This is a genomic window from Desulfosporosinus acididurans, from assembly GCF_001029285.1.
Taxonomy (GTDB): Bacteria; Bacillota; Desulfitobacteriia; order Desulfitobacteriales; family Desulfitobacteriaceae; genus Desulfosporosinus; species Desulfosporosinus acididurans.
In genome coordinates this window covers 123,583-147,132 of sequence record NZ_LDZY01000006.1, presented here as the reverse complement: position 1 = coordinate 147,132, position 23,550 = coordinate 123,583, and the positions used below count along the sequence as shown (strand labels likewise).

Here is a 23,550-nt window from a genome sequence, read left to right as displayed (position 1 = left end):
GATAGAAATGCTTTATATTAGTGATGAAACGATTGAACATTGGCTCCGGGAAGATGTGCCTTATCTTGATTTAACGACGCAGTCTCTTGGTATTGGTGCCTTGAAAGGCAGGATAGTTTTTAAAGCGAGAGAATTTACTGTGTTATCCGGAGTTGAGGAGGTATTAAGGATCTTTGCTAAGCTGGGAATTACGCCGGTTCGATCCTTGCCGTCGGGCACTATTGTTAATAAAGGGGATGTCTTTATTGAAGCCGAAGGATTAGCTTCAAACCTGCATATGGCTTGGAAAGTGTCGCTGAATATCCTTGAATACTCTTCGGGTATTGCCACCAGGACTAAGAAGATGGTGGATAAGATTCAAGCCGTTAATCCCAAGGCAGCTCTTTTGGCTACCCGTAAATCATTTCCGGGTACTAAAGAACTTTCTATCAAGGCGATTATCGCCGGAGGCGCTTTGCCACATCGCTTAGGATTGTCGGAGACAATTTTGGTGTTTAAGCAGCATATGGTTTTTCTCGGCGATGTTAATGATTTAGCGCAAAGAGTAAAAGAAATTAAAGCTCAGGTTTGTGAGAAAAAACTGATCGTTGAGGTGGAAACCATCGAGGATGCCCGTCTTCTGGCCGAAGCCGGTGTTGACGGATTGCAGTTCGATAAAATTCCAGCCTCGGATTTAAAAACCATTGTGGAGCAAATCAGGCAGATTAATCCCCAGATCACTCTGCTGGGGGCGGGCGGTATTAATGAAGGAAATATTGAAGAGTACGCTCGTACGGGAATTAATGGCCTTGTCACTACTTCGGTGTATTTCGGAAAACCCTCTGATATTGGAGTCAGCATGGAAAAGATAATTTGAGAAGTTAAATGATGAGTGAGATTAGACCTTGGAGATTTTGAAAGGAGCGAGAAAGCCATGGAGTGGTTTACCTTAACGATTGACGGGCGGGAAGTTTGCGTTCCCAAGGGGACAACAGTACTTGAAGCATGTAGCCTGAATAATATTCCGATCCCCACCTTGTGTCATAATCCGGAACTAACGCCTTCCGGTTCCTGTCGTTTGTGTGTGGTTCAAATTGAAGGAATGCGCAATCTTCCCCCGGCATGTGCTACACAAGTTACCCAGGGGATGAAGGTGGAAACTCAGACTCCCAAGGTAAGAAATGCACGTAAAATGATTTTGGAATTGTTAGTTGCCAGTCATCCCTTGGATTGCATGACTTGTCAAAAGCTCGGCAGCTGTCTCTTGGCGAAGTATGCTTATGAATATGGTGTTAAAGGGAACGTCTTTCAGGGTGAAAAACACGACCTTCCCATTGACGACACCAATCCCTACATTTTACGGGACTTGAATAAATGCATCCTCTGCGGAAAATGTATTGCCACCTGTGAGGCGGTATCTGAGCGCAGTGTGATCGGGTTCGCCTATCGGGGATTTAAGACTAAGGTCGCTACATTCATGGATACGGATTTAAAAGATTCGGCTTGTGTCTATTGTAACAGGTGCGTCTCTGTCTGCCCCGTGGGGGCTCTTATGGATAGGAGCATGATCGGTAAAGGCAGAGAGTGGGAGTTAACAACAGAAGAAGTGACGTGTACGTTTTGTGAGTCAGGCTGCAAATTCAACCTTAACTTTAAGAACGGTAACATGGTGGGAGTTACAGCCAAAGCAGCCGCTCATGGCCGCCCTCTTTGCCTGAAGGGCCGAATCGGTTCTGATTTCAGGTATAATTCTGAGCGCACTGCAAGGCCTTTTGTGAAACAGGACGGGGAATTTGTGCAGGTGACTTGGGGAGAATTTTTAGGCCTTGGCGACATTCTGGAAAAGATTAATTCCTTGGTATAGAGTTTAACTGCTGTTGAGAAATGGGTTTAGCTTTAAAGCTTCAAGGAGTCTATTTTCTCAAATAGATCTAAAAGAAATAAGTCGATTTCCAAATAAAAATCATGCGGAGTCATATTTGATTATAATAACCCAACTAAGGATCGTTCTAAATCATATATTATAACTAGTAAGTTTGACCTAACAACAATTAGAGACCTATTTAAATAATATAAGGAAGCAATTGTTTTCCTATCTGGAGAAAATAATTGCTTCCTTTATTAGTGGAACAATTATAATAATTAACCCTCTCCGCCAGCCAGAATGAACTCGAGTAATCACTCTAGCGACAGTGATTACTTCTACGACCTCACACCTTAGGAATCCGCAAATACTTTGGTTCTTCTAGATTGAGATGCTGCTAAGGCTAAGATTACTGATTACTGTACGCTTCTGTTAAGCTCGTCGACGACGTCTCTCAAGGTTAACATGCCAAACATGGTTTTAGGAAACCCAGCCGTGGGAGCTACTAACATCATGGCATGTTCAATTTCTTCTTGCGTACATCCGCCTGTTAACGCTTTGAGGATATGCGTCCTCAATGCATAGGGATATTGACATTCAGTGGATAAAGCGACTTTAATTAACCAGCAAGTTTTTTGATCAAGGGGACCTGTTTCATGGACTAGCTTGCCATAGGTTTCGTAAGCCTGATAGATTTGCTCGTGGTTGGTTGTGAAATACTTTAAATTTTCTTCAATGGTGTCCAGATTGTCAAAGTAATCGTCCAAACTGTTTTCCTCCCCATAAGTTTAATGTTAATTTGGCAATAGATGGTCAAATTTATTCTCCCGGCATCGATCTTTTATCCGGTTGTTAAGTCCTTACCTCTATAAGTGGGAGTGGGTTCTTCGTAAACTCAGGTGGGGTCAAGTCCTCCTTCGCCGCTTAGTACTCCTATTAGGAAAGGCGACTCGGCAATAATGTCCACTGGACATTATTGTATCTGAAGACCAAATATTCGGCTTTAACAGAACGAGTTCACTGATGTTTTACGCGATTCTTGCGGAGTCCCCTTACTATCTGATATACTTTATGTTTAGGATGGATCAGTTGAAATTTTGAACTATTATTTCTGGATATAGAAATGAGGGGGAAGACCTTGGCACAGGCTTCGCAACGTATTCGTAACTTTTCTATTATTGCGCACATTGATCACGGTAAATCCACGCTGGCGGATCGCTTAATTGAATATACGGGAGCTCTAAGTAAGCGTGAAATGGAGGAACAGGTCCTTGATTCCATGGACTTGGAGCGTGAGCGGGGGATAACGATTAAGCTTCAGGCGGTACGTCTCAGTTATCAGGCTAAAGATGGTGAGGTTTATGAGCTGAACCTTATTGATACCCCGGGGCATGTCGATTTCACCTATGAGGTATCCAGGAGCCTGGCAGCTTGCGAAGGAGCCTTGCTCGTGGTTGATGCTGTTCAGGGAATTGAAGCTCAAACCCTGGCCAATGTTTATTTGGCGTTGGAGAACAATCTGGAAATTATTCCGGTAATTAATAAAATTGATCTTCCCAGTGCTGAACCTGAGCGGGTGCAGCAAGAGATCGAAGATGTCATCGGCCTGGATGCCAGTGATGCTATTCTTGCTTCGGCTAAAGTGGGAACCGGTGTGGAGGAAATCTTAGAGAGAATCGTGACTATGGTTCCACCTCCGCAAGGAGATGACGATGCTCCTTTGAAAGCCTTGATTTTTGACTCGAAGTTTGATGCTTATAAAGGAGCAATCTCTTATGTACGGGTGGTTGAAGGACGCGTAGCCAAAGGGACAACCATGAAGATGATGTCCACGGGAAAGGAATTTGAAGTAACAGAAGTGGGTGTATTCACGCCTGCTATGAAAATCGTCGAAGAACTGAAAGCCGGGCAAGTTGGTTTTATCGCGGCCAGCATTAAGAATGTGAAGGACACTCAAGTTGGGGATACAATTACCGATGCCGAACGTCCTGCGGCCGAACCACTGCCGGGATATCGGAAGTCCACCCCGATGGTCTTCTGCGGGCTTTACCCTGTGGAAACCAATGATTATAACCGCTTGCGGGATTCTTTGGAGAAGCTTCATTTAAATGATGCCAGCTTGGTGTTTGAACCGGAAACCTCAGCTGCTCTGGGTTTTGGCTTTCGCTGCGGATTTTTGGGCCTGCTCCACATGGAGATTATTCAGGAACGTTTAGAGAGAGAATATGATTTGAATCTCATAACTACGGCTCCGAGTGTTATCTATAAAGTGAAGAATATTCTTGGAGAAGTCCTGGATATTGACAACCCTGCCAATCTTCCGCCTGTCGATCAAATTGAGACGATTGCTGAACCGGTAGTTAAAGCGACGATTCTGGTTCCCGCTGATTTTGTTGGGCCGATCATGGAACTGAACCAGGAAAAACGCGGGACTTATCTGGCGATGGATTATGTGTCCAAGAGCCGGGTGAGACTGGTCTACGAACTTCCCCTTAGTGAAATCGTCTTCGATTATTTTGATGAATTAAAATCCCGGACCAAAGGGTATGCTTCTCTTGATTATGAGTTAGCAGGCTATAAAGAGTCGGATTTAGTTAAAATTGATGTTCTTTTAAATGGCGAGTTGGTGGATGCTCTTTCCTTTATTGTTCACCGGTCGAAATCCTATAACCGGGGCAGAAAACTGGTGGAAAAGCTGCAAGGGATCATTCCGAGACAAATGTTTGAAATCCCCATTCAGTCTGTCATTGGCAATCGGGTAATTGCCCGCGAAACGGTGCGTGCTATGCGCAAAGATGTTCTGGCGAAGTGTTACGGAGGAGATATTTCCCGTAAACGAAAACTCCTCGAGAAGCAAAAAGCGGGGAAAAAGCGCATGAAACAGGTTGGAAATGTTGAAATTCCCCAGGATGCCTTTATGGCCGTATTAAAGATTGAAGATTAAATGGCTAAATTAAGAAGGAGAGAGGTAAAAATCATGCCTTCTCTATATGTTCACGTTCCTTTTTGTATTCAAAAGTGTGATTATTGTGCTTTCTATTCTCATGGACTAACAGATTACTCTAAAGAACTTATCCCCTTATATTTAGAGGGCCTTGAAATGGAAATGGCCAATCATCAAAAAGATGCTCCGCAGGGAGTATCTTCTCTTTTTATTGGAGGAGGCACTCCGACAGCGCTGCCCCTTGAAAATTTGGACCATCTTCTGAAGCTCATTATCCGTAATTTCTCTTTTGCTGAGCGGGCGGAGAAGACGACAGAAGGAAATCCGGGCACTCTTACGCGAGAGAAGCTGATCTTGCTGCGGGAATACGGAATCAATCGCTTTTCTTTAGGGGTTCAAGCCTTTGATGATAACCTTTTGAGAAACGTCGGACGGATACACAGCGCTCAACAGGCGCGTGATGGCGTTCAGCTTTTAAGAACCCTGGGATTCGCGAACATAAATTTGGACTTAATGTTTGGACTTCCCGGGCAATCAATGAGCTTATGGAAGAAGTCTGTTGAAGAAGCCTTGTCGTATAGACCGGAACATCTTTCTCTCTATGGGTTAATGCTGGAGGAAGGGACTCCGTTGTATGACCGCTTTGGAGAAGGCTTAGATGGGGCGGAATCAACCGGCGCTCAAGGTTTGCCTGACGATGATGTTCAAGCGGACATGCAGGAATGGGCTGTGGAACACTTGGAGAAGGCCGGTTACCTTCATTATGAAACGTCAAATTTTGCTCTTCCCGGCTTTGAATGCCGGCATAATTTGGGTTATTGGCGCGGAGAAGAGTATTTGGGCTTAGGTCCAGGCGGAGTATCTTGTCTTAAACGAATTCGGCAAAAGAATGTGGAAAATGTGCGGGCTTATTGGGCAAGTCTTCATGAAGGGAAGGAACCTCTTGATGAAGAAGGGAAAGAGATGTTGTCTCTCGAGGACTGTATGGCTGAACGGATGATTTTGGGATTGCGGCTGCGTGAGGGTGTTAGCTTTACGAAGTTTCGTGAGGATTTTGGCGTTGATCTAAGGAATATTTATGGGGATGTCTTGGAACGCTATCGTAATAGGGATTGTTTTGTGATCAGGGGTGATCGTTTGAGCTTGAATGAGAAGTATGCGTTTGTGGCGAATGGGATATTACGGGAATTCGTCAGGGGCGCAGGGTGACCCAGCCCTCGGGTCGTACGCTCGCAGAGCAAACTAACCGTTCCAGCGACTGGTTTGGGGAGCGGGGGTTCCAGCCATAAGCGCCCTCCGTGGCGCTATGGCTGCGGCGCACGTCCTGTGCGCCGCCCCGTATCTGGGGTCGGTCGCTGGAACGGAAGTTTGCTGGGCTGCTTCCGTAAAGACCTCGTGCTCGTGTCACACTGCGCCCTGGGCTCTGGAGGTGTGGGGTGTGGGTGTAATTCTTTGAAGGATGTGAAGGTTTTAGATCTTGGGAGTTTGGGAGACGGCACATTTCATGTGCGTCGTCTGTCTTGGGCCTGTTGGGGTGTGTCGGTGTGTCGGGGGGACGGTCCTTTTGACACGATTTATCTGGGGATCGGTCGCTGGAACGGAAGTTTGCTGGGCTACTTCTGTAAAGACCTCGTGCTCGTGTCACGCTGCGCCCTGGGCTTTGGGGGTGTGAGACGGGCGCATACGGATTCAAGGTGTGTCAGTAGGACCGTCCCTTTGACACGTTTCTGGCTGTGAATTGCTTAAAAAGCTTCTTAAAATAGGGCATATTATATGGGAAAATGATTCTTGACAAAGATATAAGAGCGTGGTAATGTGAAGACATAAAATGTTAGCACTCATTAGAGGAGAGTGCTAACAACTCCAGGTAACAGTGAAAGGCGGGAAGCATGAATGCAAATGGATGAGCGTAAACGAAAAATACTTCGAGCGATTGTTCAGGATTATATTGCTACCGCTGAACCGGTTGGTTCGCGAACTATTGCTCGAAAGTTTGATTTGGGAGTTTCTCCGGCTACAATTCGCAATGAGATGGCGGATTTGGAGGAGCTGGGCTTTATTGAACAGCCCTATACGTCGGCGGGACGAATTCCTTCGGATGCCGGTTATCGATATTTTGTTGATTGTTTAATGGGTGCTCAAACTCTAAGTGATGAGGATAAGGAAATTATTGAACGGGAAAGTACAAAGAAGATTTGTGAGATTCAAGAGGTTGTTTCCCAAACCAGCAGGTTGCTTTCGGAGTTAACGAGCTTGACTAGTTTAGTTCTCGGTCCGCAAAAGGGAAAAAGTGCTTTTGGCAAGATGCATTTTCTGCCTTATCAGCCGGGTCAGGTTATTATGGTGATTGTCAAGGAAAATGGGGTTGTTGAAAATCATATCGTTGATGTGGGTGATAATCTGACGGCGGAAGATCTTCAGAAGGTTGCTGATGTTTTTAATCAGAAAATGAAGGGGTATTCGTTAAGTCAAGTTAAGCGAAGTATGCTGCATGAGATTTATAGTGAATTGTCCCGGCAAAGGCATCTGATCGATAATGCTTTAGAAATGCTTGATGCTATCTTGGATGGCAGTGAAGAAGATGAGCCTATTTATTTGGGCGGAACGCTTAATATGTTAAATCAGCCCGAATTTCGGGATTTAGATAAAGTTAAAAGCTTGTTCAAGGTGTTTGAGGAAAATGAGCCTCTGAAGAAACTTCTGCTCCCTCGTCAGGAAGGACTAAATGTTACCATCGGTGGGGAGAATACTCTGAAGGAATTCCGGGATTGCAGTGTGATTTCGGCGACTTACAAGGTGAATGGGAAGACTATTGGTGCTGTGGGGGTCTTGGGACCGACGCGAATGGATTATGGTAAGGTGATTGCCATTGTAGATTTTATGACAAAAAGTTTGACTGAGGTACTGGCGCGGGGTAAACCGCGCGGATATAAGTGATGTTTGAACCTTTTGGTTCATTCCATATAAAATTTAGAGTACGTGAGGTGATTGCGAATGGCGGAAAAAAAAGAAGAAAATCTTAAGGATCAATCGTCCGAAGTGAACGAGGAATATACAGCCAGCGAATCAAGCAGTTCTGAAGAAGCTAATACTCAAGAAGATAATTCAAATAGCAAAGATATGGCTCCTGCCGAGAAAATTTTGGCCCTGGAAGCTGAGCTTACTCAGGTCAAGGCTAAGGCGGATGAATACTACGATCGCTTCTTGCGTTTGCAGGCTGAGTTTGATAACTATAGGAGACGAACTCAAAAAGAAAAGACGGAAATCGTTAAATATGCCTCTGAACAGCTTGTGAGCGAGTTGCTGCCGGTTTTAGACAATTTTGAACGGGCTACGAGTTCTGCCCAAAATAATCCCGATATAACAGCTTTTTCACAGGGTGTCGATATGATTCTTCGTCAGCTGCAGACGGCTTTGAGCAAAGTTGGCTTAAAACCGATGGAAGCTGTGGGTCAACCTTTTGATCCTAATCTTCATGACGCTGTTATGAGAGTTGAATCTGAAGATCATCCGGAAAATACCGTGGTGGAGGAATTGCAAAAAGGTTATTTTCTGAAAGAAAAAGTACTGCGTCCCTCGATGGTTAAAGTTTCGAATTAGTGAGTTATTGAATTGAAGGAGGAAATTAGTCATGAGTAAAGTTATAGGTATTGACTTAGGTACTACAAACTCTTGCGTATCCGTTATGGAAGGCGGAGAGGCTGTTGTTATTCCAAATGCTGAAGGGAACCGTACAACTCCCTCGGTAGTGGGTTTTTCTAAAACAGGAGAACGTTTGGTGGGTCAAGTTGCTAAACGTCAGTCTGTCTCCAATCCTGAGAAGACTGTTATTTCTATTAAACGTCATATGGGTTCTGACTATAAAGTAAAAATTGATGATAAGCCCTACAGTCCGCAAGAAATTTCGGCAATGATTCTGCAGAAACTTAAAACAGATGCTGAAGCTTACCTAGGTCAAACTGTAGATAAAGCAGTAATTACTGTCCCGGCCTATTTTACAGATGCTCAACGTCAAGCAACAAAAGATGCCGGTTCTATTGCCGGTCTGGAAGTATTACGGATTATTAACGAACCGACGGCTGCTGCTCTGGCCTATGGTTTGGATAAAGAACAAGATCAAACCGTTTTAGTCTATGACCTTGGCGGCGGAACTTTCGATGTTTCAATCCTCGAATTAAGTCAAGGTATGGTAGAAGTTAAAGCAACCAGCGGTAACAACCACTTAGGCGGTGACGACTTCGACCAACGTCTCATCGATTATATGGTGGCCGAGTACAAGAAGAGCAACGGCGTTGATTTAGCGAATGACCGTGTTGCCCTGCAGCGTTTAAAAGAAGCAGCTGAAAAAGCAAAAATTGAGCTTTCCGGTGTTACAAGCTCTAACGTTAATCTTCCCTTTATCACAATGACGGAGCAAGGTCCGCAGCACTTAGATATGAACATTTCTCGAGCTAAATTCGAAGAGATTATCGCTGATTTGGTCGAAGCAACACTTGGACCTACTCGCCAAGCCATTGAAGATGCCAAACTCAGTTGGAAAGACATTGATCAAATTATTTTAGTCGGTGGTTCAACACGGATTCCTTCTGTCCAAGAGGCCATTCGCAAATTAAGCGGTAAAGAACCTCACAAAGGTGTTAACCCGGACGAAGTTGTTGCTATGGGTGCTTCTATTCAAGGCGGCGTACTCAGCGGTGAAGTTAAAGACATGATCTTATTGGATGTTACCCCGCTGTCCTTGGGAATTGAGACCCTTGGCGGAGTATTCACCAGAATTATTGATCGTAACACGACCATTCCGACGACAAAATCCCAAATCTTCTCCACTGCAGCGGATAATCAGACTTCAGTTGATATTCATGTACTGCAAGGGGAACGTGAGATGGCCAGTTATAACAAAACTTTAGGCCGTTTCCAACTCACAGGTATTCCAGCTGCACCTCGCGGTATTCCTCAAATTGAAGTTAAATTTGATATTGACGCAAATGGGATCGTGCACGTTTCCGCCAAAGACATGGCTACAGGCAACGAGCAGAAAGTTACGATTACGTCTTCTACAGGTCTCTCCAAAGATGATATTGAAAAAATGAAACAAGATGCCGAACTTCATGCTGATGAGGACAAAAAACGTAAAGAATTAATTGATGCTAAGAACCAAGCCGATTCAATGGTTTATCAAACCGAAAAAACCCTGAAGGATTTCGAAGGTAAGGGTGATGCGGGAGAACTTGATAGTATCAAGAAAGCCCTTGAAGAACTTAAGACCGCAGCCGCTACGGACGATGTTGCTGAAATTAATGCTAAATCAGAGGCTTTGACCAAAGTGCTGCATCCCTATGTTGAGAAAATGTATCAACAGCAAGCTGCTAATGCACAAAATGCTGGAGCTCAGCCCGGCGGAGAAGGTTCTGCCAAGAAAGACGATGATGTTGTAGATGCTGAATTTACAGAGGTTGATAAGGATAAATAGGGAGCCGAGGGGTACGCGGCAAGATCCTAGGTAAGCCATTGCCGAGCAGCCCCCTTATAATAGATGCGCAGCGGACTAAGAGGCTGCCGAGCCGAATGGTTCGCTGCGCAAAAAAAATTGGGTGCAAGGGTTTTCCGGACTTTTGTGCCCGCCTTTTGTTTGTTTTGGATAAATTTAGATTTTCTAAGATAAGGATATTACCTTGTGCTTAAACACGAAGGATCATATAATACTAGAGGACTTTATTTTAAGCTTACTATCCTTAATATGGGCAAATCTTTTCTTTATGGTGTCCTGTAAAGGCCTTAAGGTGATTTATACCTTTAACAGGTTAATTTAGAAACCTAAGATTAATGAAACTCTTAAACAGGTTAAAATGTTGGAAAGTGCGAATGGCTATAGGAGTGATGGAGGAAACCATGAAACGCGATTACTATGAGGTGCTCGGGGTTGAGCGATCGGCCAGTGACCAGGAAATTAAGAAGGCCTATCGAAAATTAGCCCGTCAGTATCATCCTGATGCTAACCCGGGTGATAAAACTGCCGAGGAAAAGTTTAAGGAAGTTGCTGAGGCCTATGATGTTTTAAATGATCCCGACAAAAAAGCGCGGTATGACCAATTTGGGCATGCCGGATTTGATCCCAGCCAGGGCGGCGGAGGCTTTGGGGACATGGGAGGTTTTGGTGATATTTTTGATATGTTCTTTGGAGGCGGCGGCGGACAGCGGCGCAATGGCCCGCAGCGAGGCGCTGATTTGCGTTATGCCATGTCTTTAACCTTTGAAGAGGCTGTTTTTGGTGCGGAAAAGGAAATACAGATTCCGAGAGACGAGACATGTACGGAATGTCAGGGCTCCGGTGCAGCTCCGGGTACGCAACCGACGACTTGCTCTCAGTGTCATGGCAGCGGGCAAGTTAAAATGACCCAACGCACGCCCTTTGGGCAGATACAGACGGCCCGAACCTGTCCGACTTGTCAAGGAGAAGGCCGAACAATTAGTACTCCCTGTTCCACTTGCCATGGAAAAGGAAAAGTTCGTAAGGTTAAAACGATTAAAATCAATGTTCCTGCTGGTTCGGAAGACGGCCTGAATTTAAGGCTGAGCGGAGACGGCGAAGCCGGAGCTAAGGGCGGACCTGCGGGAGACCTTTATATCGTTCTGCAGGTTAAACCGCATAAATTCTTTGATCGCGAAGGTAATGATGTCTATTGTGAAATTCCGATTACCTTTATTCAGGCCGCTTTGGGCGCGGAAATAGATGTGCCGACCCTGGATGGAGTTGTGAAGATGAAGGTGCCTGAGGGTACTCAGACTTCAACGGTCTTTCGTCTTAAAGGGCATGGCGTTCCCTATCGCCGCGGCAGCGGTCGAGGAGATCAGCATGTGCGGGTAATTTTGACTACACCGACAAAGTTGAATGAGAAGCAAAAACAACTTCTGCGTCAATTTGGTGAGGCTACTCCTGATCATCAACAAATGGGTAAGAAATCCTTGTTTGAGAAATTTAAAGAAAACCTCCGGGATGCAATGGGTTAAAAATTTAGGTTAATAGAGATAAAAGGAGCATAACATGGATTGGCGTGAAGTGGCGGTGACAATTTCGGCAGAAGGGGAAGAAATTGTTGCCGATCTTTTTTATCAGTTAGGATGTCCGGGTGTCAGTGTCGATGATCCGGAAATTTTACGAGGATACATAGAATCAGGGTCTTGGGATTTCCACGATTTTGGCGAAGTTGAAGCAACGGGAACTATAGTGATTAAAGGCTATTTCCCTGAGGACAATGAACTTTCTGCCAAAGTGCAAAGACTCGATCAGGGAATTCGGGACCTGTTGGAGCGTTTTCCAAACTGGGTCGTTCAAGTCAAAGGAATTTCGTTAAAAGAAGAAGATTGGGCGACGGCTTGGAAGGCTTATTTTAAACCTGCCCGAATTGGCAAGCGGTTTTTAATTAAGCCGAGCTGGGAGCACGTAAATCCGGCGCCGGAAGATATCATACTCGAACTTGATCCGGGTATGGCTTTTGGGACCGGAACTCATCCGACAACGACTCTTTGCCTAAAAACATTGGAGAACATTGTTAAACCAGGCCAGAAGGTTTTTGATTTAGGGACTGGTTCGGGAATTTTGGCCATTGCTGCAGCCAAGCTGGGGGCTGAGGTTGAGGCTGTAGATCTGGATTCAGTAGCTGTCCGGGTCGCTCAAGAAAACGTAGATTTAAATCATGTAAGTGACAAAGTTCGTGTCTCGCGAGGGGACCTGGGGACAGTACTTAGAGGACAAGCTCAGGTTGTTATCGCCAACATCATTGCAGATGTTATTCTTATGCTGCTCGAGGATCTCAAAAGAATCTTAAGTCCGGAAGGAGAATTTCTGGCCTCCGGAATTATTGAACACCGGGCTTCTGATGTTGAGGAAGGTATGAAAAAGGCCGGTTTGGAAATCTTAGAACGAGTTGAAGATTCTGGCTGGATTCTATTTCGAGCAAGGTGGGCTAATTAATGCATCGGTTTAAGATTACGGAACTTGGTAAAAACGCTTTTTGGCTGCGAGGAACGGAACGAGATCATCTGGTTCGTGTGCTGCGCTTGACTCCGGGCGATAAGGTTTTGGGCTATGATAACAGCGGCATGGAATATACGGGTGTGATTTTGAAAATCGAAGAAAAAAGTGTGACTTGTCGGATTCTCAGCACTGATCATCCGGACGTGGAGGCCCATACCTCAGTTTTTCTGGTGGCCGGACTTTCCAAAGGGGAAAAAATGGAATGGGTTATTCAAAAAGGAACAGAGATTGGTATGGATGGCCTTTTTCCCCTGCGGGCAAAACGCTCTGTGATGCAGCTCGAGGGGAGTAAAGCTCAGGAACGTGTCGCCCGCTGGCAAAAAATTGCTGCGGAAGCTTCCAAGCAGTCTCACCGGGTAAAGGAACCCCAGATTGGGGAGGTTTGCAATTGGGGAGACCTGAAGGACAAGCTGCCTGAGGGAACTCAATGGCTGATTCCTTATGAGGAAGAGAAAACCCGGCGTTTGACTACGGTGCTGAGTACCTTTGATCCGAATCTGCCGATTGCTGTTTTGATCGGACCGGAGGGCGGGTTTGAGGCAGCTGAGGTGGCCAGGGCCAGTGAAGACCTGGGGGCGCAAAGCGTTTCGCTGGGACCGCGGATTTTACGGGCGGAAACGGCAGCCTTGGCGGCGCTGACGCTGGTGCTGGGGCATTTCGGGGACGTAGGGTGACCCAGCCCTCGGGTCGTGTCGGGGGGACGGTCCTTTTGACACGCTGGGCACATCCGGTGCCGTCGTCCATGGCGCTATGGCGGCGGCGCACGTCTTGTGCGACGCTCCGCGCCTGGGGTCGTCTCTCTAGAACGGAAGTTTGCTGGGCTGCTCCCGTAAAGCCCTCGGGCCTGTGTCACGCTGCGTCCTGGGCTTCAGGGGATGTTGGGGCTGTTCTTTGGATAGAAGGTAAGTTCCATTTTGGGCCTTTTCTTGGGAGACGGCACATTTCACGTGCACCGTCTGTAGTGAGTGATTAGCGTGTCGGGGGTGTGTCAAGAGGACCGTCCCCCCGACACGCTGGGCTTCGTGGAAAGTTGGGGCTTTTCTTGAGAGACGGCACATTTCATGTGCACCGTCTGTTGCCTATTTGTGTTAATTCGTGATATGCTGCGAATTAGAAGAACGTGGGAATTCTAAATATGATCGGAACTAGGAATCATAAGCCACGAAAAAGGTGAGTATTAATGGCTATAGAAATTGGACAAGTTAAAACAACCGCTGTTGAGTTCGAATCACGAACTCCGAACAATGAACCACGATCTGCCGTTTGTTTTCTGACCCTTGGCTGTAAAGTGAACCAAGCGGAAAGTGAAGCGTTGGCTCAGCTTTTTCGTGAGGCTGATTATGATGTGGTAAGTGCTTCAGAGGAAGCGGATGTTGTGGTTGTTAATACTTGTACTGTGACGAATACTGGAGGCAGTAAGTCGCGTCAGGCGATTCGCAGGATGATTAAGGTTCATCCGGAGAGTATTGTTGTGGTGACGGGATGTTATGCTCAAACTGCTCCTGGGGATGTTCTTGATATTGAAGGAGTGGACCTGGTTCTTGGGACTCAGGATCGTGGGAAAATCTTAGAGTGGATAGAGCGGGTTAAGCAGGAGCGCAGGCCGCAGAATGCTGTGCGTGGGATTGAGGATGCGGGTGAGTTTGAGGAGCTTCCTCAGCTCAATGAGGAAAATAGGACGAGGGCGTTTCTGAAGATCCAAGAGGGGTGCAATCAGTTTTGTACATATTGTATTATTCCTTACGCGCGGGGTCCTTTACGAAGCCGTCAGCCGGATAAGGCTCTTGCTGAGGCTAGGAGGTTGGTGGAGGAGGGTTACCCGGAAATTGTTCTGACAGGGATTCATACGGGGTTTTATGGTCAGGATTTGAACTCGGGTTGGAATTTAGCGCGTTTGATTCGTGAGCTGGTTGAAATTCCGGGGCTGCGCCGTTTGCGGCTGAGTTCGATCGAGCCGATGGAATATACGCCTGAGCTGATTGATTGTATTGCTTCTTCGGCTATTGTTTGTCCTCATGTACATATGCCATTGCAAAGCGGCAGTGATAGGGTATTAGTTCGTATGCACCGTCCTTATACATTACAGGATTATCGGGAGTTATTGCTTCGCTTACGACAAAGGATACCTGAACTTGCGGTTACGACGGATATTATTGTCGGCTTTCCGGGGGAGACAGAGGAGGATCATGCTTCGACGTTGAATTTTGTGAGGGAATGTGGTTTTGCGGGTGTGCACGTGTTTCCTTATTCCAAACGTCAAGGTACTCCTGCCGCTGATTATCCGGATCAAATTCTCAAGAAAGTTAAGGATCAACGGGTTAAGGAGTTAATGGCGGCTGCGCGTGAAAGTCAGGAAGCGTTTATGCGCAGATTTATTGGGAAACGGGTAGAAGTACTGGTGGAACGGGTTGATCCTGAGGGCAATGCTGTTGGACATACGCCCCATTATATTGAAGTTCATTTGCCGAGACAGCAGAATAAGCTCTGGTTTTCGCGTCAATTTGTTCAAGTTGTTTTGGAAGAGGATTATATTCCAAGGTAAATCTTAACCTTTAATGTTAAAACATGTCGTCGTTTGGTAAGTATGCAAAAGGATAGTTTGGATTATGATAAGGAGGCAAAGAAAATGTATAGTGACGATTGTATTTTCTGCAAAATTGCCCAACGCAAAATATCCAGTGACATAATTTATGAAGATGATCAAGTGGTGGCTTTTAAAGATATTCAGCCTTTAGCGCCTGTGCACTTGTTGGTAATACCCAAGAATCATCTGAGCAGCGTTAATGAGGTTACCTCTGAGTATGAGGGCCTGATTGGTCATCTTTTCGGGGTAATACGACGTTTAGCTCAAGAGTTCGGAGTGGCAGAGACGGGCTACAGAGTTGTGACCAATACTGGAGCTGATGGGGGCCAAGTTGTGGGACATCTTCATTTTCATTTACTCGGCGGGCAGGCGCTTGAGGCCAAAATCGGCTAGATGGCTTGCTGGCACGTGAATACCACGATATCATGATACTGTTATTATGATTAACAAGTCAGCTTGACGCAACTCGATTATTCCATTATAATTATAAAGTATATTGTGATGATCCAGTGGAGGGAGGGATAAGACAATGAGTGAAGTCAGAGTTGGTAAAAACGAATCCCTTGATGCCGCACTCCGCAGGTTCAAGCGTTCTTGTCAAAAGGCAGGGGTCAGTGCAGAAGCTCGTAAACATGAGGCCTACGAAAAGCCGAGCGTGAAAAGAAAGAAAAAGTCTGAAGCTGCACGTAAACGCAAGTTCAAGTAAGGAGTGTCTTGAATTGTCCCTGAAAGATCGCCTCGTTGAGGATATGAAGGTTGCCATGAAGGCCAAAGAGGAGGGGAAGGTAAGACTTTCCGTCATCCGAATGGTCAGGGCTGCTATAAAAAATGCTGAGATTGAGAAGCACATCGAATTCAATGATGACCAGGTTATTGAAGTTTTGGCACGAGAATTAAAATTGCGTCGAGATGCATTGGAAGTATTTGGTAAAGCGGATCGCCCTGAAAAGGTAAATGCTTTGGAAGAGGAAATTGCCATCCTGAAGGAATACCTTCCTCAACAGCTTTCCGAAGGGGAAATTCGCCAACTCGTACAAGAGACCATTGCCGCAGTGGGGGCACAGACCCCTAAGGATCTCGGCAAAGTCATGGGTGCTTTGTCACCGAAGACTAAAGGTCGGGCAGATGGCAAAGTTGTCAATCTTATTGTACGCGAAATGCTCGGGGCATAATATTTGAAGATGAGAAAAGACTCGGTGGCGTAAGCCTCTGGGTCTTTTTGCCTTATCAAGGCGACGTTAAAGTTTTCTCTACATAATCAGCAAGAATTAGATCGTGGGCTTGGACTATTCTGGCTCTTTCCCTCATAGATTTTTACAGAGGGGAGGAGCTTTTTGTGTTTAAAAAAATTCAAACAAGTGTCGGAGATATTTTGGATTTTCCGCCGGATGTTGCTGGAGAGGGTCCGAAAATTACGATAACGGGAAGACAACAAATTTTAATTGAGAATTACCAAAGCATTATTAATTTTTCGGAGGAAGAAATTCGTCTGGAAACAGCCGATGGAGAAGTTTTCCTCAGGGGCAAGGGGTTTGTCCTCAAAACTATTTTGGCCACGGAGCTGCGGATTGAAGGGGAACTAAACGCTTTAAGCTTTGAGGAAGGGGTAGAAAAAAATGTTTGACCGGTTGAGAACATTTTGGCAAGGAAGAGTTTTTTTTATAGCTCGGGGCGAACAATTGCCGCACTTTCTCAACTACGTCTTGCAAGAGGGCGTGGCTCTTTATCATACGCAGCGCTCTGAGCGGGGAATGCGGGCTCAAGTCCGGCTTGATGATTTTCGGCGTTTGAAAAGGGCCGCCCGGAGAACTCATACGAGGGTGCATATTATTGCCAAATATGGCTGGCCTTTTGTAGCAGCACGTTGGTGGAGAAGAAAAGGACTAATAGCCGGGATAGCTGTTATCGCTGTGGGACTGACAGTTTTATCCCAGCTTGTTCTTGTCATCTCTGTAACAGGCAATCGTACTGTTGAGACTTCGGAAATTATACAGCGAGCAGAAAAACTAGGCTTAAGAACTTGGACCTATTCGAAAGGATTAGACTTAAATAAGATTGCTAAAACCTTGCAGGAGGAATTGCCGGATGCAGCATGGGTTGGATTGGAACGCAATGGAACTGAGATTGTAATTAAGATTTCGGAAAAGATCAGGCCGTCGATTCCTAAAGAGGCCGGCAATTTGGTTGCCAGCCATGCCGGACTTGTTAAGGAAATCATGGTAATACAAGGGGTTCCTCAAGTTCATGAAGGAGAACTCGTACGAGCCGGACAAGTTCTGATAGCCAAGGCTCCAACCCTTGGTGTGCCTACGACACCAATTGTTTCCAAGGCCGAGCCAAATCCTGCTAAGAGCACTACTCCGGATCTTCCGGCATCTGCTGCCAAAGGATTTGTACGAGGGCGTGTATGGTATAGCGCTGAGCAGCAAATGCCTCTGGTTGAAGATAAAAATCAAGAAAGTGGAAGAGTTGCAAAAGGATGGGGTATAAAATTTGGATCTCGCGTCATAATGGTAACAATGCAAAATTCCCCCTTTGAACAAGCGCATAGAGAAGTCCTAAGCCATTCTATCAGGGTCTGGAGGAATTGGCGTTTTCCTGTCGAAGTTATACAGGTCAACTATAAGGAACTGCAAAACGTTCATATTCAACGATCGGTTTCAGAAGCGCGTCAATTAGCGGAAGAGACTGCTCGGAGTGAAGTCATGAAGAAAATCTCACCTGGTGCTCAGATAATTGAAGAAACTGTGAAAGTTCTTCCCAGTAATCCCGGAGTTGAACGAGTCAGGGTGGAGGTAGAAACTTACGAGGATCTTGCCGTTTATGCAAATCCTTAAGAGTGACCAGAATAAGATTTTTCAGTTTTTTGATGCCTAGTTGGACTGAAAAGTAAGGATGATGGTTTTTGAAGATTAAAAGATTCAAAAAGACTTGGGGGGAGATTTCCAAGCGTCTGGATTGGTTTAGACATCACACGTTTTGGCTGCGTGCCATTATTGCGGTGATGTATTTTCTGGTGTTTACAGTTTTGTTATCTTCAAATTTATTTGTTTCCAAGCTTCATCTGGAGGTTGGTGAACCAAGTCCCCAGCTTATTGTCGCTCCATGGACCAAAGATATTGAAGATACTGACAAGTATACTCAGGACCAGGATGCCGCAGCGAATGCTGTTCAACCGGTTTACAAACCGGATGAAGACTTCTTCAATAGTCTGACCAGAGATTTGGGAGATGACTTTACGGCTCTGCATAATGCCGCGGCTGTTACAGGGGATGATAGCACTCGTGTTGCAAAATTAAAGCAAACGCAGCCCTTTAATACGTTATCCCAAGGGATCTTATTATCTTTGCTCAAAACGTCCTCCGATGCTTTGGACACAGAAGAACAAGTCGGCGGGGATCTTATTTTAACGAGAGCCCGCAATGTGGTTACCGGAGCTCGTACGGATGCAGATGTTGCTCCGCTGCGCGAACGAACAAAATCGGATATTGATCAGTCTGCTTTGCATGATGACGCTAAAGCTTTTTTCAAAGCCTTTATCGATCAGGAATTAACTCGCCCGACTCTGGTTGTGGATGGGCAAACAACACAAAAGCTGCGTAATGCTGCCCGTGCGTCTGTTAAACGGGAAATTACTCAGTATAAGGCTAATCAAAAAATTGTGGGCCCCGGTGACATTGTTACCAAGGATATTTACAATGTATTATCTCAGTACGGATTGATTAACAGCCGCAATACTTGGGAGGCTGTCGCAGGGATAGCTTTATTAGTAATTTTTGGCTTGGGAACGATTATAGGGTATTTATATCAATATAAGCGGGATGTTTTACGTTTAACAAACCGCTTGGTTCTGATTGGGCTCACGATGGTTTTAGTGCTGGTGATGGGCAGAGGCGTTGTTTCCATTAATTTAGGCGGAAGTGATTTCAATGTAATGGCTGGAATCCTGATCCCTGTTGCCTGGGCGACCATGTCAGTGGCAATTTTAATTGATGCCGATGTCGCCTTGCTTGTTTCCGTAGTTTTAGCGGTTTTTGTAACTATTTTAGTTGATCCGACTCTATCCACGGCAATTGGCCTTCAAATGGGACTCGTAGCTCTTTTTGGAGGGGTGGTGGGAGTCTACAGTGTGTCCCATCTAAGCCAGCGGTCCGATTTGGCTCGCGCCGGACTTTTCGTTTCAGCAGCTAACGCTTTAATGGTGAGTTCCATAGCTTTGACTACTGGATCAAGCTTAGCTGTTTGGATTGTGGGGTTAATCTTGGGCATTGTCAACGGCTTGGCGTCATCATTCTTGACTGTCGGCGCTTTGCATTGGTTTGAATCGGGATTTCATATTACATCTTCGGTTCGGCTTTTGGAATTATCGAATCCAAATCGTCCGCTGTTGAAACGTTTATTAATGGAGGCACCAGGAACTTATCATCACAGTATACTTGTGGGAAATCTGGCTGAAGCTGCCGCAGAGGCAGTCAATGCCGATGCCACGTTGGTCAGGGTAGCAGCGTTGTATCATGACATTGGGAAACTAAAACGTCCTTATTTCTTTATTGAAAATCAGTTTACCCAAGACAATCCTCATGATAAGATTGCGCCGACTCTAAGTGCGCTGATTATCATTTCCCATATTAAGGACGGACTGGAATTAGCAAAGGAAAATAAACTTCCGCAGCAGATTCAGGATATTATAGCTCAGCACCATGGGGATGGTTTAGTCAGCTTTTTCTATCATAAGGCTCTTGAGGAAAAAGACGATGTGCCTGAGGAAGCCTTTCATTATGAAGGTCCGAGACCACAAACGAAAGAATCGGCTCTGGTCAGCCTTGCCGATACGATAGAAGCGGCTGTGCGTTCTATGAAACATCCTACACCGGGACGAGTTGAAGGTTTTGTCAGGAAAATAATTAAGGAAAAGCTTAATGACGGGCAGCTTGATCAATGTGATTTAACCTTTCAGGATCTGGATCGAATCGCTATGGCCTTCGTTAGGGTTCTCAGCGGAATCTTCCATTCTCGGGTGGAGTATCCGGAACTGCCGTCGGGGAAAGATCACTCTTCCAAGAAGCTTGTGACCGATGCCAGTAAAGCAGCCGGAAAAGGTAATGAAGATGGAGTTTCTCCAGAACCACATGAGAGTTCGGAGAAAACTGCCGCTAAGGATAAAGCAGGATCAGAACAACAGACAGAACAGCAGGCAACTCCAGAGCATCCTGGGCAGAATTCGTAGCAAACGTTATTTCATGGAGGGAGGTAAGGGCATTATGACTCTGACTTATTGAGTGATGCCCGTTAAATGTGATTTTAGATATTTCCTGGGAAGAAGACACTGTTAGTATTGAATTACGAGATGAATTAACTGAGTTGTTAGAACGGGCAATTCAGGAAGGAATACGTTCCGCCGCAGGACCGGAAGAGGCTGAGGTTAGTTTGATATTGGTTGATAACCAACGGATTCACGAATTGAATCGGGACTATCGGGGAGTTGATCGCCCAACAGATGTTCTCTCTTTTGCTCTTCAAGAGGAAACAGATGAGGAGCCCGATTCAGAGTTCGAAGACGATATGCTTGGAGATATTGTTATCTCAGTTGAAAGGGCACGAGAACAAGCGACAGAATACGGGCATTCCTTGAAGCGGGAAATTGTTTATTTAGCGGTCCACGGTACGTTGCATTTATTAGGTTATGATCATGAAAATGATGCGGACAAGCAAGAAATGCGAGCCAAAGAAGAAGAAGTAATGGCTGCTATAGGTTTAGAACGATAGACATTTGAAATGCTTGCTTAAAAGACGGAGGGAAGCATGGGGAGATATCAAAGATCGGGGTTTTGGCGGAGTTTAAATCAAGCGAAACGTGGGATATGGTACACATGTAAAACACAGGGGCACATGCAGTTTCATATCGCAGCCGGAATCTCTGTTTTGTGCTTAGCTTGGTGGATAGAGGTTTCCCGTTCGGAGTGGATGATGCTTATTTTTGCCATTGGCAGCGTTATCAGCGCAGAAGTTATGAATTCTGCGCTGGAAATTGTTGTGGATTTGGTTCAGCCTAATTTTGATCCTCTTGCCGGTATGGCCAAGGATGTAGCTGCGGGCGCTGTCCTTGTGACGGCAATTCAAGCAATTGCTATTGGGGCAATTGTTTTTTGCCCGCGTTTTTTTCGTATGGTAAACCATTTCTTTTAAAGTTTCTACAAGTCTAGGATAGGGATTTTTTACCTTGGCATTTATTCAATCGTAAGATTTCAACTTCTACAAGTGGAAGTGGTCCCCATACCTTGCTTCGGACTTTTTTTGAGGAGCTGTTAATGACTTTGAATCAATTTGAATCTCAGCCGTCAGTAATTCTGGAATCAGGCATCTCGCCTCAAGTAAGAGAAGAGCTTATCAGTAAGGCTGTAGCGGCCTATAAACAAGCCTATGTTCCTTATTCACATTATCCCGTTGGTGCGGCGGCACTGTTTTCCTCAGGAAAGATTTTCAGCGGTTGTAATGTTGAGAATGCCAGTTATGGTTTGACAATCTGCGCTGAGAGAAATGCTGTTTTTCAAGCTGTGGCTCAAGGGGAGCGTGAGCTGAAGGCGATCGTTGTTGCAGTTCCGACTGATGAGTTCCCATCTCCCTGTGGTGCTTGCCGGCAGGTAATTCGCGAATTCGCCAAGGATTGCCTGGTGATTTTGGTTAATGGCCGGAGGGAGACGCGATGGACGACCTTAGGGAGGCTGCTGCCGGAGTCGTTTGGGCCGGATTTTTTAAGCGGGACGGGACTTGAGTGACACAGCGCTCGGTCGTACGTGCGCAGAGCAAACTAACGTTCAAGCGACTGGCTTTGGGGAGCGGGGTTCCCACCATAAGCGCCCTCCGTGGCGCTATGGCGGCGGCGCACGTCCTATGCGCCGCCCCGTGTCTGGGGTCCTCCAGTCGCTTTCACGAAGTTTGCTGGGCTGCTTACGTAAAGACCTCGCGCTTGTGTCACTCTGCGTCCTGGGCTTGGGAACGGGGGGGCGCTTGGGAGACGGCACATTTCATGTGCACCGTCTGAAATGAGATTTTTTTCAGATGAGGAAGTTGGTCAATTATTAGAAGGTTTTGCCAGGCTGCTTACAAAAAGACCTCATGCTTTTTAATTTGTGATTGCAAAGAACGAATTGAATAGATGCTACATCTAAGGGTTATGGTAAGTATAGAAGAAAGAACTAAAGTTTAAGAATAGGGAAGTGACTTCACCGTTGGTTTCAATAACTTCGAAAGAATTCCGTTCCGGTTTCGTCTCAGTAATTGGCAGGCCGAATGCGGGAAAATCTACATTGCTTAATCATTTGTTAGGGCAAAAGGTGCTGATTATGTCTGATAAGCCTCAGACGACACGCAATCGTATTCAATGTATTTTAACGGAGGAACGGGGGCAAATTGTTTTTCTGGATACTCCCGGGATACATAAGCCTAAGCATAAGTTAGGGGAATATATGGTCGGCGCAGCGAAGGAATCGATGCGCGAAGTGGATGCTATTTTGTATATGGTTGATCTTTCCTCGGAATTCGGTTCTGGGGAAGAGTACATTATTGAGATGCTTAAGCATACTAAGACCCCGGTTGTACTGGTTTTGAATAAGGTCGATTTGTTGGATAAGGAGCAATTGCTGCAAAAAATCCAGCAGTTTTCGTCTTTGGCTGAGTTTAAGGCGATCGTTCCTATTTCAGCGAAAACTGGGGAGAATACGGATGAGCTGCTGAAAGTTATTTTTAATCTTTTGCCTAAGGGGCCGATGTATTATCCTGAGGATGAAGTCACGGATCAGCCGGAGCGGTTTATTATGGCGGAATTGATTCGAGAAAAGGTTTTACAGTTGACTCGTGATGAAATTCCTCATTCGATTGCTGTGGTGATCGAAGAGGTTCATGAGAAGAAGACTTTAGTTAAGATTCGGGGTTTGATCGTTGTTGAGCGTGAATCTCAAAAAGGCATTATTATCGGGGCTAAGGGAAAACAACTGAAGGAGATTGGAAGTTTAGCCCGTCAAGACATTGAGGCTTTACTGGGAAGTCCTGTCTTTCTGGAGCTTTGGGTTAAAGTGAAAAAGGATTGGCGTAATCGGGTTGATAGTTTGCGTAATTATGGGTATGGGAAGGATCGAGATGAATAA

Annotated in this window: 22 protein-coding genes; 21 read left to right on the top strand and 1 reads right to left on the bottom strand. The window is 45.6% G+C overall.

Going from position 1 to position 23,550, the window contains the following annotated elements; translation table 11 throughout:
- The first annotated feature begins 7 nt into the window (after positions 1-7).
- Together modD and DEAC_RS09970 are read left to right on the top strand one after the other, a co-directional pair.
- Positions 8-856, top strand: coding sequence for a ModD protein (gene modD / locus DEAC_RS09975; protein ID WP_047809910.1), 849 nt, complete (start codon positions 8-10; stop codon positions 854-856).
- A 57-nt stretch (positions 857-913) separates the two neighbouring features.
- On the top strand, positions 914-1,843 hold the full coding sequence (locus DEAC_RS09970; RefSeq protein WP_047809909.1) for an NADH-quinone oxidoreductase subunit G: 930 nt from the start codon (positions 914-916) through the stop codon (positions 1,841-1,843).
- Positions 1,844-2,259: 416 nt separating this feature from the next.
- On the opposite strand, the gene DEAC_RS09965 is transcribed toward DEAC_RS09970, so the two are convergent.
- On the bottom strand, positions 2,260-2,610 hold the full coding sequence (locus DEAC_RS09965; RefSeq protein ID WP_047809908.1) for a carboxymuconolactone decarboxylase family protein: 351 nt from the start codon (positions 2,608-2,610) through the stop codon (positions 2,260-2,262).
- Positions 2,611-2,981: 371 nt separating this feature from the next.
- Between DEAC_RS09965 and lepA the strand changes: the two genes are divergently transcribed.
- The 19 genes from lepA (at position 2,982) to era (ending at position 23,550) form a co-directional block, all read left to right on the top strand.
- Positions 2,982-4,787 carry a translation elongation factor 4 gene (lepA, locus tag DEAC_RS09960; RefSeq protein ID WP_047809907.1) on the top strand — a complete coding sequence of 602 codons (1,806 nt, stop codon included), beginning with the start codon at positions 2,982-2,984 and terminating at the stop codon, positions 4,785-4,787.
- Positions 4,788-4,820: 33 nt separating this feature from the next.
- The gene (gene hemW / locus DEAC_RS09955; protein WP_047809906.1) at positions 4,821-5,996 is read left to right on the top strand and encodes a radical SAM family heme chaperone HemW; all 1,176 of its coding nucleotides are present in this window, start codon (positions 4,821-4,823) and stop codon (positions 5,994-5,996) included.
- A gap of 684 nt (positions 5,997-6,680) precedes the next feature.
- On the top strand, positions 6,681-7,724 hold the full coding sequence (gene hrcA, locus DEAC_RS09950; RefSeq protein WP_047809905.1) for a heat-inducible transcriptional repressor HrcA: 1,044 nt from the start codon (positions 6,681-6,683) through the stop codon (positions 7,722-7,724).
- 57 nt (positions 7,725-7,781) lie between these two features.
- On the top strand, positions 7,782-8,387 hold the full coding sequence (gene grpE, locus DEAC_RS09945; RefSeq protein ID WP_047809904.1) for a nucleotide exchange factor GrpE: 606 nt from the start codon (positions 7,782-7,784) through the stop codon (positions 8,385-8,387).
- Positions 8,388-8,418: 31 nt separating this feature from the next.
- Positions 8,419-10,257 (top strand): molecular chaperone DnaK, encoded by a 1,839-nt coding sequence (gene dnaK, locus DEAC_RS09940; RefSeq protein ID WP_047809903.1) that lies wholly within the window; start codon positions 8,419-8,421, stop codon positions 10,255-10,257.
- 419 nt (positions 10,258-10,676) lie between these two features.
- Complete coding sequence (gene dnaJ / locus DEAC_RS09935; RefSeq protein ID WP_047809902.1) at positions 10,677-11,795, top strand: molecular chaperone DnaJ; 1,119 nt, start codon at positions 10,677-10,679, stop codon at positions 11,793-11,795.
- Positions 11,796-11,829: 34 nt separating this feature from the next.
- Positions 11,830-12,759: a 50S ribosomal protein L11 methyltransferase gene (gene prmA / locus DEAC_RS09930; RefSeq protein WP_047809901.1), complete on the top strand. Its 930-nt coding sequence runs from the start codon at positions 11,830-11,832 to the stop codon at positions 12,757-12,759.
- Positions 12,759-13,496, top strand: coding sequence for a 16S rRNA (uracil(1498)-N(3))-methyltransferase (locus tag DEAC_RS09925; RefSeq protein ID WP_047809900.1), 738 nt, complete (start codon positions 12,759-12,761; stop codon positions 13,494-13,496). The genes prmA and DEAC_RS09925 overlap by 1 nt, the downstream gene beginning before the upstream one ends.
- Before the next feature lie 506 nt (positions 13,497-14,002).
- Positions 14,003-15,364 (top strand): tRNA (N(6)-L-threonylcarbamoyladenosine(37)-C(2))-methylthiotransferase MtaB, encoded by a 1,362-nt coding sequence (gene mtaB / locus DEAC_RS09920; protein WP_083996049.1) that lies wholly within the window; start codon positions 14,003-14,005, stop codon positions 15,362-15,364.
- Positions 15,365-15,448: 84 nt separating this feature from the next.
- On the top strand, positions 15,449-15,799 hold the full coding sequence (locus tag DEAC_RS09915) for a histidine triad nucleotide-binding protein (RefSeq protein WP_047809899.1): 351 nt from the start codon (positions 15,449-15,451) through the stop codon (positions 15,797-15,799).
- Positions 15,800-15,935: 136 nt separating this feature from the next.
- A complete protein-coding gene (gene rpsU / locus DEAC_RS09910; RefSeq protein WP_047809898.1) occupies positions 15,936-16,112 on the top strand; it encodes a 30S ribosomal protein S21 in 177 nt (58 codons plus the stop codon).
- Positions 16,113-16,125: 13 nt separating this feature from the next.
- Positions 16,126-16,578, top strand: a complete 453-nt coding sequence (locus DEAC_RS09905; RefSeq protein ID WP_047809897.1) for a GatB/YqeY domain-containing protein — start codon at positions 16,126-16,128, stop codon at positions 16,576-16,578.
- A 164-nt stretch (positions 16,579-16,742) separates the two neighbouring features.
- Positions 16,743-17,030, top strand: coding sequence for a YabP/YqfC family sporulation protein (locus tag DEAC_RS09900; protein WP_047809896.1), 288 nt, complete (start codon positions 16,743-16,745; stop codon positions 17,028-17,030).
- Positions 17,023-18,243, top strand: a complete 1,221-nt coding sequence (gene yqfD, locus DEAC_RS09895; RefSeq protein ID WP_047809895.1) for a sporulation protein YqfD — start codon at positions 17,023-17,025, stop codon at positions 18,241-18,243. The genes DEAC_RS09900 and yqfD overlap by 8 nt, the downstream gene beginning before the upstream one ends.
- A 68-nt stretch (positions 18,244-18,311) precedes the next feature.
- On the top strand, positions 18,312-20,633 hold the full coding sequence (locus DEAC_RS09890) for an HD family phosphohydrolase (protein ID WP_200903117.1): 2,322 nt from the start codon (positions 18,312-18,314) through the stop codon (positions 20,631-20,633).
- Between the two features lie 68 nt (positions 20,634-20,701).
- Complete coding sequence (gene ybeY, locus DEAC_RS09885; protein WP_047809894.1) at positions 20,702-21,172, top strand: rRNA maturation RNase YbeY; 471 nt, start codon at positions 20,702-20,704, stop codon at positions 21,170-21,172.
- Positions 21,173-21,208: 36 nt separating this feature from the next.
- Positions 21,209-21,592, top strand: coding sequence for a diacylglycerol kinase family protein (locus DEAC_RS09880; RefSeq protein WP_047809893.1), 384 nt, complete (start codon positions 21,209-21,211; stop codon positions 21,590-21,592).
- Positions 21,593-21,714: 122 nt separating this feature from the next.
- Positions 21,715-22,182 carry a cytidine deaminase gene (locus DEAC_RS09875; protein WP_083996047.1) on the top strand — a complete coding sequence of 156 codons (468 nt, stop codon included), beginning with the start codon at positions 21,715-21,717 and terminating at the stop codon, positions 22,180-22,182.
- Between the two features lie 453 nt (positions 22,183-22,635).
- A complete protein-coding gene (gene era / locus DEAC_RS09870; RefSeq protein ID WP_047809892.1) occupies positions 22,636-23,550 on the top strand; it encodes a GTPase Era in 915 nt (304 codons plus the stop codon).